We start from the raw sequence: 18034 nt of genomic DNA, 5'->3' as shown, positions 1-18034 counted from the left end.
ACAGGAATGAAAAAGCCTCTGATTCTTATGATCTTGGACGGATTCGGCATCGGGCCGGAATACGGCAATGCCATCAAGGCGGCCTCCACCCCGAACCTCGACCGTCTCTTCGCAGAAAATCCGCTGACACAGATCGGCGCTTCCGGCATGGACGTCGGCCTTCCCGACGGGCAGATGGGAAATTCCGAGGTCGGGCATACGAATATCGGCGCCGGCCGCATCGTTTACCAGGAATTGACCCGGATTACCAAATCGATCCAGGACGGCGACTTTTTTGAAAATCCCGCCCTGCTCGGCGCAGTGGACACCGCCGCTTCCTCCGGCCACGCGCTGCATCTGATGGGCCTGCTGTCCGACGGCGGCGTCCACAGCCATAACAGCCATCTTTACGCCCTTTTGAAGCTTGCAAAGCAACGCGGCTGCAAAAAGGTGTATGTTCACGCGTTTTTGGACGGCCGCGACGTACCCCCCACCTCCGGAAAAGATTTTATTCTGGACTGCCAGAACAAAATGCGGGAAATCGGCATCGGCAAAATTGCTACCGTGACGGGCCGTTATTACGCGATGGACCGCGACCGCAGATGGGAACGCGTCGAAAAAGCCTATGACGCTATGGTTCTCGGCGAAGGCGTACAGAACCGTGATCCCGCCGCCGCGGTGGAAGCATCTTACAAAAACGACGTGACGGACGAATTCGTCATTCCGGTTGTCTGTGAGAAAGAAGGCTGCATCTCATCCGGCGATTCGGTCGTTTTCTTCAATTTCCGTCCGGACCGCGCCCGTCAGGTTACCCGTACCTTTGTCGATCCCGATTTCGACGGGTTTGAACGGGCGAACGGTTTCTTCCCCCTTCATTTTGTCTGCATGACGCAGTACGACGCCACGATCCCGAATGTCGAAGTCGCCTTCCGCCCCCAGCAGCTGAAAAACACGCTGGCGGAGGTCATCAGCCAAAACGGAAAAACGCAGCTGCGCATCGCTGAAACGGAAAAGTACGCCCATGTGACGTTTTTCTTCAACGGCGGCGTGGAAACCGTTACTCCCGGGGAAGACCGTGTGTTAATTAATTCTCCTAAAGTCGCGACTTACGATCTGAAACCGGAGATGAGCGCGTACGAGGTGACGGACGCTCTGGTCGAACGGATTCGCAGCGGCAAATACGACGTGATTATTTTAAATTTCGCGAACTGCGATATGGTGGGCCACACCGGGATTTTCGACGCGGCGAAAGCCGCCGTGGAAGCCGTGGATTCCTGCGTCGGCCGTGTGATTGAAGCAATTCGGGAAATGAACGGCGTTGCTCTGATTACGGCGGACCACGGAAACGCCGAGCAGATGGAGGAGCCCGACGGCTCGCCCTTCACCGCGCATTCGACAAACCCGGTTCCGTTCTGCGTTGTCGGTTATCCGTGCAAGCTGCGCTCCGGCGGCAGGCTGGCGGACATCGCCCCGACGATGCTGAAAATTTTGGGGCTCCCGCAGCCGCCCGAAATGACAGGAAAAAGCATCATTCAATAAATAAGACAGTTACGAACAAGAGGATGATCCTTTCACGGATGATCCTCTTTTCTTTTTCCTGTATGGTAAAACATCCGGGATTCGATCCCTTCAAATACCGCAGGGTTTATTTTCCTCGTTTTATCTCCTCTTGTATTGACTCGGAAGAACTTAACGATATAATGAAAGCAGATAAGATTTCCTTCATACAAAAAATCTGACAAGGGGATGAGGTTACGAAAAAGATCGAAATGATTATCCGCCCGGAAAAGCTGGAAGAGGTAAAGGCCGTTCTCAACAACCTTTGCATTTATGGCATGACGGTCACGATGACCTCCGGATGCGGAAACCAAAAGGGCATGAAAGAAGTTTACCACGGAACCGTTTATAATCTGAACCTTCTCCCGAAGGTCAAGGTGGAAACGGTTGTGCACGACGAGATCGTAACCGAACTGATTTCTAAAATCTGTGAGGCCGTTAAAACGGGAGAAATCGGAGACGGAAAGATATTCGTATTCCCTGTGGAAGAGGCGGTTCGCATTAGAACCGGTGAAAGCGGAGACGACGCAATTTGACGGACTGAGCCTTCTCAAACCGAATTGACCATAAGCAGAAATACGCGGAGCCTTTTAAAACGGCTCCGCATTCCTTTTCAAGTGAAAGCCGGTTGACATCTTCATCCGTCAAGAGTACAATCTATGAAAATTGAATCAAAAGCAGGGAGCTTGTGATACAGGCTGAGAGGAAGTTAGCGTGAACTTCGACCCGTTAACCTGATTTGGATAATGCCAACGAAGGGACTTTATTTCCGTTACGAAGAAAGCGGGATATGCCTTTTCGGCATGTCCCGCTTTCTTTTTTACCATGATTGAAAGATTGGAAGGGGATTTTAATGAAAGACTTGAGAAAAATCGTATTGACCGGGAACGGGAATCCTGGGGGCGCTGGCCGCATACCCCGTCGCCGCTTATCTTCTGTCGGCTCCGGCGGCCCTTTTCACTTATGTTCTGCCCTTTATGGTCAGCTCTTTAATTGGTTCTGCTATTTCCGTCGTGCTGCTGAAAATTCTTGAGCGGACAAAACTGTTCGATCTGGCCCATTCTTATCATTTCTAATTTAGGCAGCCGTTTTCCGTTCAGGGCAGACAAGAAACGGAACCGTCCGGTTCGTTTTTTTCTCTGAAAACGGCTCTTAATCTTTCTTTTTTCTGGAGAGATTAAGAACCGACAATCCGTAAAAAACGACTGCGGAAGCCAGCAGGACCACAACGCTGACCCATGGCGCAAGTTCCTGTCCCCCCACGGAAAACTCTATGCCCATATATTCCTTGAATTGCCGCACCGTATCAGACGGAGCCCCCGCAAAGGCCGTTTTCATCGGGGCCTCCATCATCACCTGACGAAACAAAAGCGCCGCATGAGAGGGTGGAAACAGCTTGATCACCGTCTGCACCGAGGCGGGAAGTTCCCCTATGGGAAGATAAATGCCTGTCAAAAATCCGATCAGAGTCCCTATGATGCTGCTTGCCGTTCCAAACGCGTTTTGACTGTTAAAGAAAGACACCAAAAAGCATACCAGGGAGGTATTCGTCAGAGTCGCGAGCAGAATCAGGCCGAAAACCGTAAGCAGACTTTCCGCGGAAAGCCACTCCCCGCCTTTCGAGGTGATATAAAATTCCGCTAAAACGGCGGTAATCAGAGACATGATCACGCCGATCAAAAAAGAGCTTCCGATATATCCCGCCGCGATTCCGCTCCGTTTCACCGGAGAAGCAAAAAAATCCCGGTCGATTCTGCGCGTTTTGTCTTCGATCATAATTCCGAAGGCTCCCATGGTCGTCGTCACGGATACCACGGAGAGAAGTCCCGCCATCAGCCAGCTGTTCATCAGATAATCCACCGAAGGAATCCCTGTAAGCTGGCTCGGGAGCCACACACCGCCCAGAAAAAGCGCATACAGGCCGATGATGATGATGACCGCCAGAAGGGAAAAGAACACCGCGCTTTTGTCTCGAAAATAGAGCTTTACATTCCGTCTGATTAAAACGCTCATTCTCTTAACTCCTTTCCGGTGATGCCGATGAACGCCTCGTCCATCGTTCCCTGCAGAACCTCAAAGCTTTCAATAAACGGTTCGCAGCGTTTTAGCACCGGAATCGCGCTTACGGTATCCGGAAGTTTTACGATTACTTTTCCGCCGGAAACGGCAAAGTCCGCTTTCACTTCTTCCAGCACGCCACGAAGTTCTTTTTCATTTTGTGTGCTGATTTGAAGCGTATCACTGGCAAATCGCGTCTTAAGCTCCGCCGGCGTCCCTTTTGCGGCTGCTTCTCCATGGTCGATCACAATGACATAGTCGGATTCAGCAGCTTCTTCCATGTAATGCGTCGTCAAAAAGACGGTCAGCCCGGTTTCCGTCTGCAGCTTTCGAACGGTTTCCCAGATATTCCTTCTGGACTGCGGATCGAGCCCGGCCGTGGGCTCGTCGAGAAACAGAATTTTCGGCGTATGGAGCAAAGCACGGGCGATATCGGCTCTGCGCTTTTGCCCACCCGAAAGCTTCTCGTACGGGCGGTCCATAACCTCATTTAGTTCCGTAACCCGGGCCGCGTCGGAAACAGCCCGTTGAATCGCCGCTTTTTCCTTTGTGTAAAGCCCCGCGCGAATTGTGAGGTTTTCCCGAACGGTCAGAAGCGAATCGAGCATATTTTCCTGAAACACCACGCCGATTTCCCGACGGATATTCCGGCTGTTCCGGCTGTTCCGGCTTAAATCCATCCCGTCGATCGTCACCGTTCCGCCGTCGTAGCTGAGAAGCGTGCAGAGGATTTGTATCGTCGTCGACTTTCCGGCGCCGTTGGGGCCGAGAAAAGAAAAAAGCTTTCCCCTCTCCACATAAAAGCTGATTCCTTTTACAGCCTCAATATTCCCGAAATTTTTCTTCAGCCCGTTGACCTCAATCATCTTGTTCAATGCGATAACCCCTTTCTGCAACTACTGTATCAAAGGGACGGGAATTGTGCAATCAAAAAACGGTATGCTGCGCTTATATGGACGCAAACTGTAAAAAAAGCATGGTAAGCCGCGCGAACTTCTCCCGTGCCTTTAAAATTTAGCGGGTATGGTACCGTTCCTTCAGCTTTCGGTTCAGACGGTCCGACAGCTTTTTGTCCCTGAGTACTGCGGCAAACAGGACGATGACGTAAACGGCCAGAACACACAATAGGAACACAGCAACCTCTCCTGCTTTATCCAGACTGATCCAGTCCCAGAGCGACGCAAAATACAGCAGTATGAGGGCAAGGACTGCCATGTGGACGATTCTTCTGATGAAATACCGGCGTTTGCTCAGTTCCCTGCGCGACCAGAACAGAAAGAGAGGCAGGTCGCCGACAACGGCCATCAGCAAGATTCTGCCGATGTCTTTCACGGTAAACACCGCCCCGGGGTTGAGCAGGGCACAGTAAAGATACATGGAAGCGACAACCCCCGTTGTAATTACAAAAAAGGACCTGAACATTGCTTTGAGCAATTCATCAAGACGCACCGCTGATTCCTCCTATATACCGAGTCTCTTTTTCAAATCGCCTATGTACTGCCGGGATATCACCACTTTTTCTCCGTTATCCAAGAGCGCTTCAAACCGTCCGCTGAAAGCGGGACTGAGCGACCGGATTTTCATTAAATTGAGAAGAACCGATTTGGAGGCACGCAGAAAGTTGCCGGCCGACAGGGCCTCCTCCAGCTCGTAAAGCTTTTGTTTTGACTCATAAACTTTCTTTTTTTCATATACGAATGTTTTATTGTCAACAACTTCAATATAATAGATATCCGAGGGCTTAATACGGTAAATCTCATTTCCCTCATAGGCAACCATGGCATCCTGAGATTTAAAAATGGAGATTGCCCGCAGGATTTCCGGCGACATTTCCCGGCAGCGTATCAAAATCTGCTCCTCTTCGCCTTCTTTGGGCTCTTCAATAACGATTCTCAATTCTTTCACCCCGCGCGCAAGTTTGATGAAATTATACCATAAAAATTGCATTTGAGAAGAAGGATTTTTCTTGGAATTTGACGAGTACCGGCACGGGAAAACGGTTAGAATTGAAATAGGTTGAAAAAGATGTTAAAATATCGATATTATTACCGCCGGGAGGGGTATCCATTGCAAAACAGGAAAATGGTCTCCGTTTTCCTTGCGCTCGCCGTTCTTTTGCTTTCCATGACGGGCTGCAAAAACAGCAGGCCGTCAAACGCGGACAAAACAATTTTATATGGCCTGAAAAGCGACCCGAAAACGCTGGATCCGCAGATTGCCTCGGACTCCTCGTCCATTATTGCGATCGGGGCACTTTTTGAGGGACTGGCAAGACTCGGCGCGGACGGAACCGCCAAACCCGGAGTGGCCGAACGGTGGCAGGCCAACACGGACAGCACGGAGTTTACCTTTTACCTGCGCGGCGACGCAAAATGGGGTAATAAAAAGCCCGTTACCGCGAACGACTTCGTTTACGCTTTCCAACGGGCCGTATCCCCGCAAACGGGTTCGCCGGTCGGCTCGCAGATGTTCTGCCTGAAAAACGCCCGGCAGATCAGCTCCGGAAAGCTGCCGCCGGAAAAGCTGGGGGTCTCGGCCGTGGACAGCCACACGCTGAAAGTCAGTCTGGAATATTCCTATCCGGATTTCCCCAAGCTGACGGCGAATGCCGTTTTTATGCCCTGCAGCCGGGATTTTTTCGAATCGACCTCCGGCCGCTACGGACTTGAAGCCTCCTATGTTCTGGGAAACGGCCCGTTCCGTATCGACGGAAAATACGGCTGGGCACACGACCAATATCTGAATCTGAGGCGCTCCGCAACCTATACCGGCGGCACGGTTCCCCTGCCGTCCAACGTTGATCTTCAGATTGAGGGGGACGACCTTGACCTGAGCGATCCTGTGGCCGCGTTAAAAAACGGGGTCGTAGACGCCGTTTCGGTCTCCGCCGCTCAGGCCGGAAAAGCTTCGGCCGGCGGCTGCTCCATCGTATCGTTTGAGGACACGACCTGGGGGCTTTGTTTTAACACCTCTTCCAATCTAATGAAAAACGTGAATGTCCGCAAAGCCTTTGTTCAGGCGCTTGACCGGAAAAAAGTCCTGTCGCATCTGCCGCAGGACACGTCTGCCGCGGATTCCATTCTTCTGCCCGGCACCGCATTTTTGGGGCAGAACTACCGGAAACTGGCAGGCGACCCGTTCCTGCTTTCCCAGGATGCTGGGGCCGCGCAGACTCTTGCGAACGGGCTAGGGGAACTCGGATTTTCCAAGGAAGACAAAATGGAATCCGTCAGCGTTCTGTGCCCGGATGATGATGAAAACGTTAAGCTGATGCTTAACGAAATGATTATATCCTGGAACTCACAGTTTCACAATTATTTTAATATGGAAGCAATGGACAAAAGCGATCTTCTTGCCAAGGTGAAGTCCGGGGACTATCAAATCGCGCTTGCTCCAATCACTCCCGACAGCGACGGGCCTCTTTCGGTTTTGTCCCTGTTCCGCAGCGGAGCCGACGGGAACTTTACGAAATACAGCAACACCGCGTACGACGCCCTGCTCTCCAAGGGGGAAACCGGAGACGGGGTAAAGGCCGCCGACGACTACGCTGCGGCGGAAGAATATTTGAGCCGTCAGGCCGTGTTCTATCCGCTGTACTACGGCAAACGTTATTACGCCATGGCGAAGGGCGTGACCGGAATTGTGTTCCACCCCTATCAGGGCGGCGTCGATTTTATCGGCGCGGGCAAGGAATAAAAAAATGCGGCAGACCGCCGCTCTGGGGCTCCCAGGGCGGCGGTTTTTTCGTTCGATCGCATCAAGAATGCGGAAACAAAACTCCCGATTTCCGATAAAATGGATTAGAAACAGAATTCGAACGGTGAAAGAAGGAGATTATATGTATTCCGATTCCCGCGCGCCCGTCGGCACCTTGGAGTATATCCGGCGAAACCGCGGCGTCAACGCCTGCAAAAGGCGTTTTCAGGAAATCATCGGAAAGCAAAAGGAAGCCGCGCCGCGCCTGCTGAATGACGAGGGGCTGCGCTTTGCAACCCTGTTCTCGCTGAAACCGCAGATTGAAGAATCCGGACTGAAGGACGGACTCAGCGAAAAAAACAGGGCTGCGCTGCAGATTTGTGATAAAGTTCTGGAAGAAAAAAAGGCACTGCCCGGCGGCGGAATTTCTTATACGGACGAAAACGTTCACGCCGCTTTTTTATGGATCTTCCAAACGGGAGCGGAAAACGACGGGCTGAGCGACGATTACGACGAGATTCTTGATCTTTCGGCCTCCGTGCTGACGAGAAGATACCGCGAGACGTCCATACTGCCCGGACTGGCGGCCCTTATTTTCCGGCGCAACCGCAAAAAGGGATATCTGCACGACCTGATCTGGGCCTTTTTCCAGTCGCACGACCCGAATGCGCTGCGGTATCTCGCGCCGTACCTGCGTTCCGCGAACGCAAGGGACCGGGAACTTGCCCACCTGCTCCTGCATCTTCCGGACATCGGCGCGGATTCCCGCCGATGGGAAACCCAGTACCGAAAATTCATGAAGTGGCTGCAGGACAACAGCCCTTATCTGTATTTTACGGGAGAAAGCCTGCAAAGCTCCAATCAGCCGGAAATCTGTGGCCTTGACCGGGAGGCAAAATATCTGTGCAAACAGATTTCCCCGCGCAAGCGCACTCCGGTCGATCCGCTGACCAGTCAGGAAAAAGAATCCCTCAGCTGTTTCGCACAGGCGGAGGAAAGCGAGCAGACCGTCCTTTCCGATTATTCCAAAGCCCTCCATGCCAGCAATCCGGAGTCCTGGAACCGGTGGATACACCTTCCGGTAGAAGAGCAGCTTCGACTTGCGAAAAACGGAACGGGGAGGCGGCTGGTATGATTTTTATCGCCGGAAAGCAGATCACGTCCGAAGAACTCTCGAATCTGACCCATGAAAATACGGAGCGCTCCATTCTTTCTCAGCTTGCGTCCGCCGAAGAAAAGCTTGATTACGATTCCAGTGAACAGCTGGTATTCGAACTCCGCCTGCGCGCTCAGACCGTTGCCGCCGCAAAGGAACTGGACAAAAGCGGCATGGATTTCGCGATCTTCCGCAAGTCCAGATGCAATCCTGATTTCTGGGACCGCACGGCGGAAGGCGGTTTTCGTCTGAAAAGCGGCGCGAAGCCGAGTGAGGCGATTTCGGACATTTTTGATCATGGCCGAAAATACGCGACGGAATGCGCGACCGCCATGGTCATCGTCTATTACCGCGCCCTTCTTGCCGTACTGGGTGCGGACCGGTTCAATCAGGTCTTTCCAAAAATAGAACTGATGAACTGGCATCATCTCGACCGGCTTCTCCGAGATGTCGGCCTGATGAAAAAGTACCCGTTCTATCTTCCGGGCGACCGACGTTACTTCGCCAATCCGGACGTGGACCCACTGACCCCGGAATGGCAGGGTGAAAATGTCATCGACTTAAACGGGAAACTATATTACGGCCATGGAGTCGGAATCTACGACGCGGACACCATCATCAGGTCCCTGAACCAAAACAGGATTGAGGACGCGGATGAAACCGCCTATCTGATGGACTCGGCGGGACGGCCCGATTTTAAAAACCTGTACCGGATTTCCCAGAATCACTGAGCTTTTTCCTCACGGACTTCCACCCGGTTTCCTCCCTGCTTTTTCGCCGAATACATGAGATCGTCCGCCTTTTGGACCATGGAATCCAGCGTGGAGCCTTCCTCCATTTCCGCTAAACCGAAGCTGCAGGTAATATGTATTTTACCGGCGAACCGGTTCTTTTCAATGGCGAAGCGGATCCGGTTCAGGATTCCCGCGGCATTATTCCGGTCGGTTTCCGGAAACAGGATCACAAATTCATCCCCTCCCCACCGGACCAGAAGATCGGGGCTTCTCAAATGAGCGCGGATCACATCGGCCAGCTCGGCAAGAACCCTGTCCGCAATCGAATGCCCGAACTGGTCGTTGACGGATTTGAACCGGTCTATGTCAAACAAAGAGAGCGAAAGGGGCCTGCATCGCCCGAGGCAGATTTTCTGCCACCTGGCAAATTCCGAAAAAAGCCGGTTTCTGCTGGAGGCCTTTGTCAGCTGGTCGGTATAGCTGAGCTTCATCAGCTGAGCTTTGGAAAGAAATTCGCCGTATTGCTGCCGGTCCCTTCCCAACGCGAAAATGGAACAGATCAAAACGGTGGCGGCAAAATAGATGACCGCCGCCATCAGCTCGTCTATACTCAGGCCGCCGAGCTTTCTCCAGGAAAAATAGAGAAAGCCGGCCATCCCAACGGTCGACACGGCAAGCATATTCCGGTACCGGTTCGGAACCAGAAAAAAGGCCAGCAGAAGGATGTACAGCCCCGCCGCCTGAACCATAAAATTCGGCGGGTCGTACTGAACCAAAACGAATAGAAAGATCGCGACCGCGAGAAGCTCCATCCCCGTTGTGCAGCGGTAAAAGGACCTGTATCCCCTGGCTCTGGAGCAATACAGGGAAAAAAGGACGAGAAGGCCTGTGAACAGGGTGCGGAACAACGCAATGAGCAGCTTGCTCAGCGGGCTTTTTACAAAAATCAAATCCGGAATTAAAAGCGCTTCATTGAATACGCCGACAGCGAGGCAAACCTGATTGATGTATTTTCGGCTGGAGATGAGCTGGTAATTAAAGTACGCCGTTCTGCGCCCCGGCTTCACGTCATGTCCCGAGGACTTCAATCGGATCCTGCCAAACTCCTGTTTCCCCATTTTCCCACACATCCTGTCCTTACTTTCGTTCCAGCGAATAACCGTTTATTTGCTTCCTCTGATATTATTATAATATTGAATTAACACCGAGTAAAGTCCCGTTAGCCCCGTTCCCGAAAAAAAGGTTGACAAAAGCGGCATCGTAGAATAAAATAGGGAAAGATTACAGCCGGTAAAATGCGGATGTAGGCCCGTTTTACAAAAAAATATTACGGAAGCCGTACGCCAATGAGGGCAGGGCAAAGAACCGTAAAGTAAATGATACAGAAGTCATTTAACTCGCTGTTTAGGTTAAGTGGCTTCTTTTTTATTCAGAACCGGTCCTCTTTAGCGCGCTATCATCCGGATTCGCAGCCGACAATAAACAGTTTGTGGAGGTACCTGCATGAAAAACATTGGGTATTATAATGGAAAAACCGGCCCGATTGAGGAAATGACCATCCCCATGAACGACCGTGTCGTCTATTTCGGCGACGGCGTGTATGACGCCACTTACGCGGTAAACCATGTCATCTTTGCGCTCGAGGACCATATCGACCGGTTTTTTCGCAGCTTTTCCAAGCTGAAAATTCCGTTCGCGATGTCGAAAGAAGAGCTTGCAAAAACACTGCAGGATCTGGTCAATCAGGTGGATAACTCCGAAAGCCTGATGGTTTACTGGCAGACCACACGCGGCACCGGAATGCGCAACCATGTTTTTCCCGACGGCCCGGCAAACCTTTTTGTCACCATCCGTCCGAATCCGCTGACGGCGATCGACAGGACCCTCAAGCTGATTACCGTGGAAGACACGCGGTTTTTGCACTGCGATATTAAAACGCTGAACCTGATTCCAAGCGTTATGGCCGCTCAGGCGGCGAAAGAAGCCGGCTGCCAGGAGGCGGTGTTCCATCGCGGCGAAATCGTCACGGAGTGCGCGCACAGCAACGTCTCCATCATCAAAAGCGGCGTTTTTTGCACGGCTCCGCTCAACAACCTGATTCTTCCCGGCACCGCCAGAAAACATCTGGTCGCGCTTGCCGCGCAGGTCGGAATGCAGGTCAGTGAAAAGCCCTTTACCGTCGCCGAGCTGATGGACGCCGACGAAGTCATCGTACATAGCTCCGGCACCCTGTGCAACGCCGCTGTGGAAATCGACGGCAAAAGGGTCGGCGGGCGCGCCCCCGAGCTGCTCAAAAAGCTGCAGGACGCCGCTGTAAAGCAATTTGAGGATTATACGAAAGTGAAATTCGCGGATTACGCAAAATAAGAGCGAAAGGATCGTCGTGACTGAAATGAATCAGGAAACATTAACCGAATGGAACGTCGGCCAGAATCTTGACGACCTGATGAATCTGGACCCCCGCGGATACGGGGTCTGCCGGATTCTGTACGACGGGTCGCGAAAGCTCGCCGGTGAACCGTTAACCATGCACGCGGCAAAAAAGCTGATGGAAACGGTCCGGGAAGGTGACGAAGTCCTTATTCTGACCGGTTTTGTTCTGACCCCTTCCCTCTGCGCCGAAACGGACGGAATTATCGGTGCCATGCTGCTGGCAAGAGCGCTTGAAAAAGCGTTCCGCGCGGTTCCCGTCCTTGTCTGCCCGGAAGAAAACGTTCCGGCCGTGAAGGCGATCGCCCCGCTGACCGGCCTTCATCTTTACGAATCCGTCGAGGAAGCAAAGCGCTTTCCCTTTTCCATGGCGTTCCTGACTTTCCCGAAGGAAGCGGAAAAGGCGGCAGGCCGCGCGGATGAAATCATCGCACAGGGGCTCCCTTCCGCTGTTGTCAGCATTGAAGCTCCCGGAGCGAACGCAAAGGGCTTCTATCATAACGCCGTGGGAAAAGACGTCACCCCGTTGGAAGCGAAAGCAGATATTCTGTTTGAAAAGCTGCAGCAAAAAGGTGTTGCAACCATTTCCATCGGGGATCTCGGCAACGAGCTTGGACTCGGCACGCTAGGCGACCATTTGAACCGTTATATTCCCTACGCCGCGCCGGGCTCCTGTTCCTGCGGATGCGGGGGCGGGCTGGCCGCCGCGACCAGGGCCGGAACCGTCCTGACCGCGACGGTTTCCAACTGGGGCTGCGACGGAATGATTGCCGCGCTCGCGTTTCTGATGAAGAATCCGGAGATTCTTCATGACGGAGAGCTTCTCGGGGAAACGATCAAAACCGCTTCCCGCTGCGGAATGGTCAATATGGACGGTTCCCTGACCCCCGCGGTGGACGGCTTCGGCCTGAAAATGAACGTGCTGATTCTGGAGCTGATGCGCGAATGCGTCACCTACGCTCTGGATTACGCAGGATATGAGCCGGGGAAAACCTGGTTTCGAAAGGTGCTTGAGTTGGGATTTTTTCAGTGAGGAGGTTACTGTAAATGCAGGAGCCCAGAATCCTGATGGCGGGGGACAGTGCCCTCACGGTTGAATTCGGCAATGAAATCAGTGAGGAAATCAACGGTAAAGTCCTCGCGCTGGGCCGCGCTCTTCGGCAGTCCGGCCTCAAGGGTATCACGGAAACGATACCGACTTACCGTTCTCTTTTAATCTGTTACGACCCTTGCGTGATCCGCTATTCTTCGTTAAAGCGCAAGGTCTCCCGCCTTGCGAACCACCTTGGCTCCGCCGCTTCCGGCGCGGGCCGGATTGTCGAAATCCCCGTCTGCTACGGGGGAGAATTCGGCGAGGACCTGCCGGATGTTGCGGCCCACGCGGGTATGGCGGAGGACGACGTCGTCCGGATTCATTCTTCAAAAAATTATCTGATTTACATGCTGGGCTTTCTGCCCGGCTTTGCCTATCTTGGGGGAATGGATCCCCGGATTGCGACGCCCCGCCTGAAAACGCCGCGCGTGAAAATCCCGGCGGGTTCCGTTGCCATCGGCGGCGAACAGACCGGCATCTACCCCATCGCATCCCCCGGCGGGTGGCGGCTGATCGGCAGCACGCCGGTAAAGCCCTATGACCCGAACCGGGAGGACCCGATTTTGTACCGGGCCGGGGATCGGATCCGTTTTGTCCCGGTGCCGCGCGAAGAATACCTGCGGATTCACTCCCTTTCGGAAAAGGGCGAATATCAGTGCGTCGTCCGGGAAGGGGGCTCCTCCGATGGGGATTGAAATGATAAAACCCGGGCTTCTGACCACCGTGCAGGATTTTGGGCGCACCGGTTACCAAAAGCTTGGCATTTCTCCCTCCGGCGCGCTGGACCGCAAAGCCATGATTCTCGCAAATCTTCTGGTGGCAAATTCCGCCGGTGAAGCCGTGCTGGAAATCACCATGATGGGACCGGAGCTTCGTTTTACCGCGGATAATTTTGTCGCGGTGACCGGAGGGGACCTGTCGCCTGTACTCAACGGAGCGCCGATGCCGCGGTACGCCGCCATTCCGGTAAAGGATGGGGATGTTCTTTCCTTCGGCCCCGCCAAAAGCGGCTGCCGCGCTTACCTTGCGTTCGCCGGCGGCCTCAAACTGCCGGTTGTCATGGGCAGCAAATCAACCAACCTGAAATGCGGATTCGGAGGCTACGGGGGACGCAAGCTGCAGGCGGGTGATGCCATCGCATTTTCTTCGCCGAAAAAGGAACTGCCCTTTTTTCCGCTCCGCACGCTGGAGGCCCCGTCTTTCGGCGGCGAAACGATCCTGCGGGTGATTTTGGGCCCGCAGGAAGACGCTTTCACCGAGGAAGGAGTCCGTACTTTCTTTGAGGAAACCTATCAGGTGACGCCCCGGTTTGACCGTATGGGCTGCGCGCTGGACGGTCCCGTCGTCGAATGCAGGGACAAAGCGGACATCATATCCGACGGAATCCCCGCAGGAGCCGTTCAGATTCCCTCGAGCGGCAAGCCGATCATCATGCTGGCAGACCGCCAGACGACGGGCGGATACACCAAAATCGGCACAGTGGCGTCGGTTGATCTTTCCCTGCTCGCGCAGTGCCGCCCGGGCGATTCCGTACGGTTTCAGCGCATTTCCGTCGGGGAAGCCCAAAAGCTGCTGCGGAAAGAGACAAAAAAGCTCAGTAAGCTGAATCGGTATTTGAACGAATAAACGAAAAAAGACCCGCCGGGCCGAAGAACGCTCAGCGCGTCCGTCCCGGCTGTTGAAACGGAGGTTGAACGAATGGATCTGACAACGATGGCGCCGTCGGAGGTTCGCGGGCTGATCCGCAAGGGCGAAATTACCGGCCCGACCGCCGGCATGTGCGCCGGATACGCGCAGGCAAATCTGGCCGTGCTTCCAAAAGAGCTTGCATACGATTTTCTTTTGTTCTGTCAGAGAAATCCAAAGTCCTGTCCTTTGCTTGAGGTTTCGGACGCGGGCAGCAGAGAGCTGCATGCCATTGCACAGGGCGCCGATCTGGCCACCGACATTCCGAAATACCGCGTCTATAAAAACGGCGTGATGGTGGAAGAACGCACCGACGCCTCCCGTCTCTGGCGGGACGATTTTGTCAGCTTCCTGATCGGCTGCAGCTTTTCCTTTGAGGCGGAGCTGCTGGAAGCGGGCATCACGGTGCGCCATATCGAAGAAAACCGCAATGTTCCGATGTTCCGTACGAACATCGACTGCGTACCCGCCGGTATTTTCAGCGGCAAAATGGTTGTCTCCATGCGCCCCCTCCCCCATGACGAGGTGGTGCGCGCCGCGCTGATTACCGGAGGAATGCCCCGGGTGCACGGCGCTCCGGTTCACATTGGTTCGCCGGAAGCAATCGGCATCAAGGACATCAATCACCCGGACTTCGGCGACAGCGTCACCATCCGCGACGGAGAAGTTCCGGTTTTCTGGCCCTGCGGCGTAACCCCGCAGTCGGTGATCATGAATGTGAAGCCGAAAATCGCCATTACGCACTCGCCGGGGCATATGTTTCTTACGGATGTAAAAAACGTACAGCTCAAATACTGAGGAAAGGGGAAATTACCGATGAACCGCATTGATTTAAACTGCGATTTGGGGGAAAGCTTCGGCGCCTATCAGCTTGGCATGGACGAGGAAGTCATCCCGTTTGTTTCCTCCGCCAATATCGCCTGCGGCTTTCACGCATCCGACCCCGTCGTGATGCGAAAAACCGTTGAGCTTGCGGGAAAAAGCGGAGTCTGCGTGGGGGCGCATCCGGGATTTCCGGACCTGATGGGATTCGGCCGCAGAAACATGAAGGTCTCTCCGGCGGAAGCGAAGGCTTACGTTCAGTACCAGATCGGCGCGCTTTCCGCATTCTGCCGGGCGTGCGGCGTAAAGCTGGTCCACGTAAAAGCGCACGGCGCCCTGTACAACATGGCGGGCAAGGATTATGATCTTGCAAAAGCCATCTGCGAGGGCATCGCCGAGTTCGACGGCAGCCTGATTCTGCTGGCCCTTTCCGGCAGCGAAATGATCCGCGCCGCGAAGGACACCGGCATTCGCGCTGCGAGCGAGGTTTTCGCGGACCGGGCCTATGAAGAGGATGGTTCCCTGGTGGCCAGAACGAAGCCGAACTCCATGATCACGGACGAAAACGAGGCGATCCGCCGTGTTGTCCGCATGGCAAAAGAGGGTAAAGTCACGGCCGCGACGGGAAAAGATATTTCGATTCGGGCCGACTCTGTCTGCGTTCACGGAGATAACGCCCATGCGCTGGAATTTGTTCGGAAAATCCGTTCCGCGCTGACGGCGGAAGGAATTGAAATCGCCCCGCTCGCCCAGATTGTTTCTTGATATTTTAAAGCATAACCTGAATATTTTCTTAAAATTTTTTGTTTTTTTTAGAATCGAATCAAAAGCCTTGACGGCTTTTTCATCTTCTTTTATAATTCATACTATCTGAATCAGGACAGCTAATTTCCTGCATCTAAGCCCTCCTGCGGCGACACGGGAAATGCTTTCGATTGCGCGGGGAATCAACGGTCTGTGCAAGACCGCACAAAAGCACTGCGCTCCGCTGAAGAAGAAGCGGCGAAATTGCAGAGCGGCAAAGAAAACTCATAAAAGTAAATATCGGATGAAGATTCCGGGAGAGACCGTCTGTCACAGACGGCGCCGAAGGGGAACGCAAAAACTCTCAGGCAAAAAAACCGGGATCCGACGAAACTCCGGAAAGTCCATCGGACACCGAAGAGGCAATTCCCGGTCGGGAAGAATCTTTCAGGTTGATCAACGGAGGCATACGGCAGGAAGTCCTGCCGTATGCCTCCGTCCTTTTTTGTTTGATACCACTGTGGAAAGAAGAGAACAATATTATGGAAAGCAAAACCCCTCTTTACAACCGGCATGTCGCCGCAGGCGGCAAAATTGTACCGTTCGCGGGGTACCTGCTGCCCGTTCAGTATCCCTCCGGCGTCATCGCCGAGCACATGGCGGTGCGAACCGCCGCGGGGCTGTTCGACATCTCCCATATGGGAGAAATCATTCTTGAGGGCAAGGACGCCCTCGCAAACCTCCACCATATCCTGACCAACGATTTTACCGGCATGTACGACGGCCGCGTCCGCTACACCCTGATGTGCTATGACGACGGCGGCGTGGTGGACGATCTGGTCGTGTGCCGCATGAGCGAAAGCAAATATCTGCTGGTCGTCAACGCAGCGAACCGCAAAAAGGACGCGGAGTGGATCAAAGCCCACCTGAAAGGCGACGTTCGGTTTGAGGACATCTCCGATCATGTCGCGCAGATCGCCCTGCAGGGCCCGAAAGCGCCGGAGATCCTGAAAAAGCTGGCTGGCGAATCCTCCATCCCCCAGAAATACTACACTTTTGTGGAAAAAGGCGCCGTCGGCGGAATTTCCTGCCTGGTCTCCCGCACGGGGTACACCGGCGAATTGGGCTATGAGCTTTACTGCGCCCCGCAGGACGCGGAGCGTCTGTGGGATCTGCTCCTGGAAGCGGGCAGGGAATACGGGCTGATTCCCTGCGGGCTCGGCGCCCGCGACACGCTCCGTCTGGAGGCCGCCATGCCGCTTTACGGCCATGAAATGGATGAAACGATTAATCCGTTCGAAGCCGGACTTTCGTTCGGCGTCAAGATGGATTCCCACGATTTTATCGGCAAAAACGCGTTAGCCGGTAAAATTCAGCCATCCCGCGTCAGGGTCGGTTTAGCGGTTACCGGGCGAGGAATCGCCCGCGGCGGCGAACCCGTGCTCATCAACGGAAAAGCGGTGGGAAAAAACACTTCCGGTACCTTCTGCCCGTTTCTGAAATCGGCTATTGCGATGGCATTGATCGACTCCGGGAATACTGAAATCGGAACCGACGTGGAGCTGGACATTCGCGGCCGCCGTGTGGCGGCGCAGATCACCGCATTGCCTTTTTATAAACGAGCAAAATAATATTTTCTCCCTACCGAAACCCGTTTAAAAATCACCGGTCGAATTTTAAGGAGGAACTGATATGAATCTGCCAGAAGAACTCAAGTACACAAAATCTCATGAATGGGTCAGTTATCTGCCGGACGGCAGCGCTAAAATCGGCTTGACCGACTTTGCACAGAAAGAACTCGGAGACATTGTTTTCGTCAACCTGCCGCAGGAGGGCGATTCCGTGGAAGCCGGAGCGGCGTTCGCGGACGTGGAATCCGTTAAAGCCGTTTCCGACGTTTACTGCCCGGTCACGGGAACGGTTCAGGCAGTCAACGAAGAACTGCTCGACGCGCCCGAACAGCTGAACAAAGCCCCCTATGAGTCCTGGATGGTACGGGTCGGCGACATCTCCAAAACGGAGGAACTCCTTTCCGCCGGCGAATACCTCACATTCCTGTCCGGAAAAGAAGGAGACTAA

19 protein-coding genes and 3 riboswitches are annotated in these 18034 nt (G+C 53.8%); of the genes, 14 read left to right on the top strand and 5 right to left on the bottom strand.

The genetic code is table 11. The features are described from left to right. The first annotated feature begins 6 nt into the window (after window positions 1-6). From gpmI to CAFE_RS20650, 3 genes are all read left to right on the top strand, one after another. Window positions 7-1518, top strand: a complete 1512-nt coding sequence (gene gpmI, locus CAFE_RS09935; RefSeq protein WP_066649833.1) for a 2,3-bisphosphoglycerate-independent phosphoglycerate mutase — start codon at window positions 7-9, stop codon at window positions 1516-1518. 230 nt (window positions 1519-1748) lie between these two features. After that, window positions 1749-2072 carry a P-II family nitrogen regulator gene (locus tag CAFE_RS09930; RefSeq protein ID WP_066649831.1) on the top strand — a complete coding sequence of 108 codons (324 nt, stop codon included), beginning with the start codon at window positions 1749-1751 and terminating at the stop codon, window positions 2070-2072. A 132-nt stretch (window positions 2073-2204) separates the two neighbouring features. Next, window positions 2205-2314: riboswitch (TPP riboswitch) on the top strand. A 115-nt stretch (window positions 2315-2429) separates the two neighbouring features. Continuing rightward, window positions 2430-2612, top strand: a complete 183-nt coding sequence (locus tag CAFE_RS20650) for an energy coupling factor transporter S component ThiW (protein WP_187038036.1) — start codon at window positions 2430-2432, stop codon at window positions 2610-2612. Window positions 2613-2688: 76 nt separating this feature from the next. Here CAFE_RS20650 and CAFE_RS09920 read toward each other — a convergent pair whose 3' ends face one another. From CAFE_RS09920 to CAFE_RS09905, 4 genes are all read right to left on the bottom strand, one after another. Continuing rightward, a complete protein-coding gene (locus tag CAFE_RS09920) occupies window positions 2689-3549 on the bottom strand; it encodes an ABC transporter permease (RefSeq protein ID WP_156990557.1) in 861 nt (286 codons plus the stop codon). Next, a complete protein-coding gene (locus tag CAFE_RS09915; protein ID WP_413814428.1) occupies window positions 3546-4460 on the bottom strand; it encodes an ABC transporter ATP-binding protein in 915 nt (304 codons plus the stop codon). The genes CAFE_RS09920 and CAFE_RS09915 overlap by 4 nt, the downstream gene beginning before the upstream one ends. A gap of 148 nt (window positions 4461-4608) precedes the next feature. Then, window positions 4609-5043, bottom strand: coding sequence for a DUF3021 family protein (locus CAFE_RS09910; protein WP_066649825.1), 435 nt, complete (start codon window positions 5041-5043; stop codon window positions 4609-4611). A gap of 12 nt (window positions 5044-5055) precedes the next feature. After that, window positions 5056-5499 (bottom strand): LytTR family DNA-binding domain-containing protein, encoded by a 444-nt coding sequence (locus CAFE_RS09905; RefSeq protein ID WP_228725136.1) that lies wholly within the window; start codon window positions 5497-5499, stop codon window positions 5056-5058. 162 nt (window positions 5500-5661) lie between these two features. Between CAFE_RS09905 and CAFE_RS09900 the strand changes: the two genes are divergently transcribed. The 3 genes from CAFE_RS09900 (at window position 5662) to CAFE_RS09890 (ending at window position 9177) form a co-directional block, all read left to right on the top strand. Continuing rightward, a complete protein-coding gene (locus CAFE_RS09900) occupies window positions 5662-7290 on the top strand; it encodes a peptide ABC transporter substrate-binding protein (RefSeq protein ID WP_166525110.1) in 1629 nt (542 codons plus the stop codon). Between the two features lie 142 nt (window positions 7291-7432). Continuing rightward, window positions 7433-8425 (top strand): hypothetical protein, encoded by a 993-nt coding sequence (locus tag CAFE_RS09895; protein ID WP_066649823.1) that lies wholly within the window; start codon window positions 7433-7435, stop codon window positions 8423-8425. Continuing rightward, window positions 8422-9177 (top strand): protein-glutamine gamma-glutamyltransferase, encoded by a 756-nt coding sequence (locus CAFE_RS09890; RefSeq protein WP_066649822.1) that lies wholly within the window; start codon window positions 8422-8424, stop codon window positions 9175-9177. The genes CAFE_RS09895 and CAFE_RS09890 overlap by 4 nt, the downstream gene beginning before the upstream one ends. Here the strand turns inward: CAFE_RS09890 and CAFE_RS09885 are convergent. Next, the gene (locus CAFE_RS09885) at window positions 9171-10298 is read right to left on the bottom strand and encodes a GGDEF domain-containing protein (protein ID WP_066649819.1); all 1128 of its coding nucleotides are present in this window, start codon (window positions 10296-10298) and stop codon (window positions 9171-9173) included. The two genes, CAFE_RS09890 and CAFE_RS09885, sit on opposite strands and share 7 nt — an antisense overlap. A gap of 385 nt (window positions 10299-10683) precedes the next feature. Between CAFE_RS09885 and CAFE_RS09880 the strand changes: the two genes are divergently transcribed. From CAFE_RS09880 to gcvH, 8 genes are all read left to right on the top strand, one after another. Then, complete coding sequence (locus CAFE_RS09880; protein ID WP_066649816.1) at window positions 10684-11547, top strand: aminotransferase class IV; 864 nt, start codon at window positions 10684-10686, stop codon at window positions 11545-11547. A gap of 25 nt (window positions 11548-11572) precedes the next feature. Continuing rightward, a complete protein-coding gene (locus tag CAFE_RS09875; protein ID WP_066649813.1) occupies window positions 11573-12643 on the top strand; it encodes a DUF4392 domain-containing protein in 1071 nt (356 codons plus the stop codon). 14 nt (window positions 12644-12657) lie between these two features. Continuing rightward, complete coding sequence (pxpB, locus tag CAFE_RS09870) at window positions 12658-13398, top strand: 5-oxoprolinase subunit PxpB (RefSeq protein ID WP_066649810.1); 741 nt, start codon at window positions 12658-12660, stop codon at window positions 13396-13398. Next, window positions 13388-14329, top strand: a complete 942-nt coding sequence (locus tag CAFE_RS09865) for a 5-oxoprolinase subunit C family protein (protein ID WP_066649807.1) — start codon at window positions 13388-13390, stop codon at window positions 14327-14329. Before pxpB ends, CAFE_RS09865 begins: the two co-directional genes overlap by 11 nt. 72 nt (window positions 14330-14401) lie before the next feature. Next, the gene (locus CAFE_RS09860) at window positions 14402-15187 is read left to right on the top strand and encodes a putative hydro-lyase (RefSeq protein ID WP_156990556.1); all 786 of its coding nucleotides are present in this window, start codon (window positions 14402-14404) and stop codon (window positions 15185-15187) included. A gap of 18 nt (window positions 15188-15205) precedes the next feature. Then, a complete protein-coding gene (locus CAFE_RS09855; RefSeq protein ID WP_156990555.1) occupies window positions 15206-15976 on the top strand; it encodes a LamB/YcsF family protein in 771 nt (256 codons plus the stop codon). 283 nt (window positions 15977-16259) lie between these two features. Then, a riboswitch (glycine riboswitch) is annotated at window positions 16260-16345 on the top strand. A 3-nt stretch (window positions 16346-16348) separates the two neighbouring features. Then, a riboswitch (glycine riboswitch) is annotated at window positions 16349-16420 on the top strand. Window positions 16421-16497: 77 nt separating this feature from the next. Beyond that, window positions 16498-17586 (top strand): glycine cleavage system aminomethyltransferase GcvT, encoded by a 1089-nt coding sequence (gcvT, locus tag CAFE_RS09850; protein WP_156990554.1) that lies wholly within the window; start codon window positions 16498-16500, stop codon window positions 17584-17586. A gap of 61 nt (window positions 17587-17647) precedes the next feature. Beyond that, the gene (gene gcvH / locus CAFE_RS09845) at window positions 17648-18034 is read left to right on the top strand and encodes a glycine cleavage system protein GcvH (protein WP_156990553.1); all 387 of its coding nucleotides are present in this window, start codon (window positions 17648-17650) and stop codon (window positions 18032-18034) included.

The organism is Caproicibacter fermentans (assembly GCF_009746625.1).
GTDB lineage: Bacteria > Bacillota > Clostridia > Oscillospirales > Acutalibacteraceae > Caproicibacter > Caproicibacter fermentans.
This window is presented reverse-complemented; position numbering and strand designations above follow the sequence as displayed.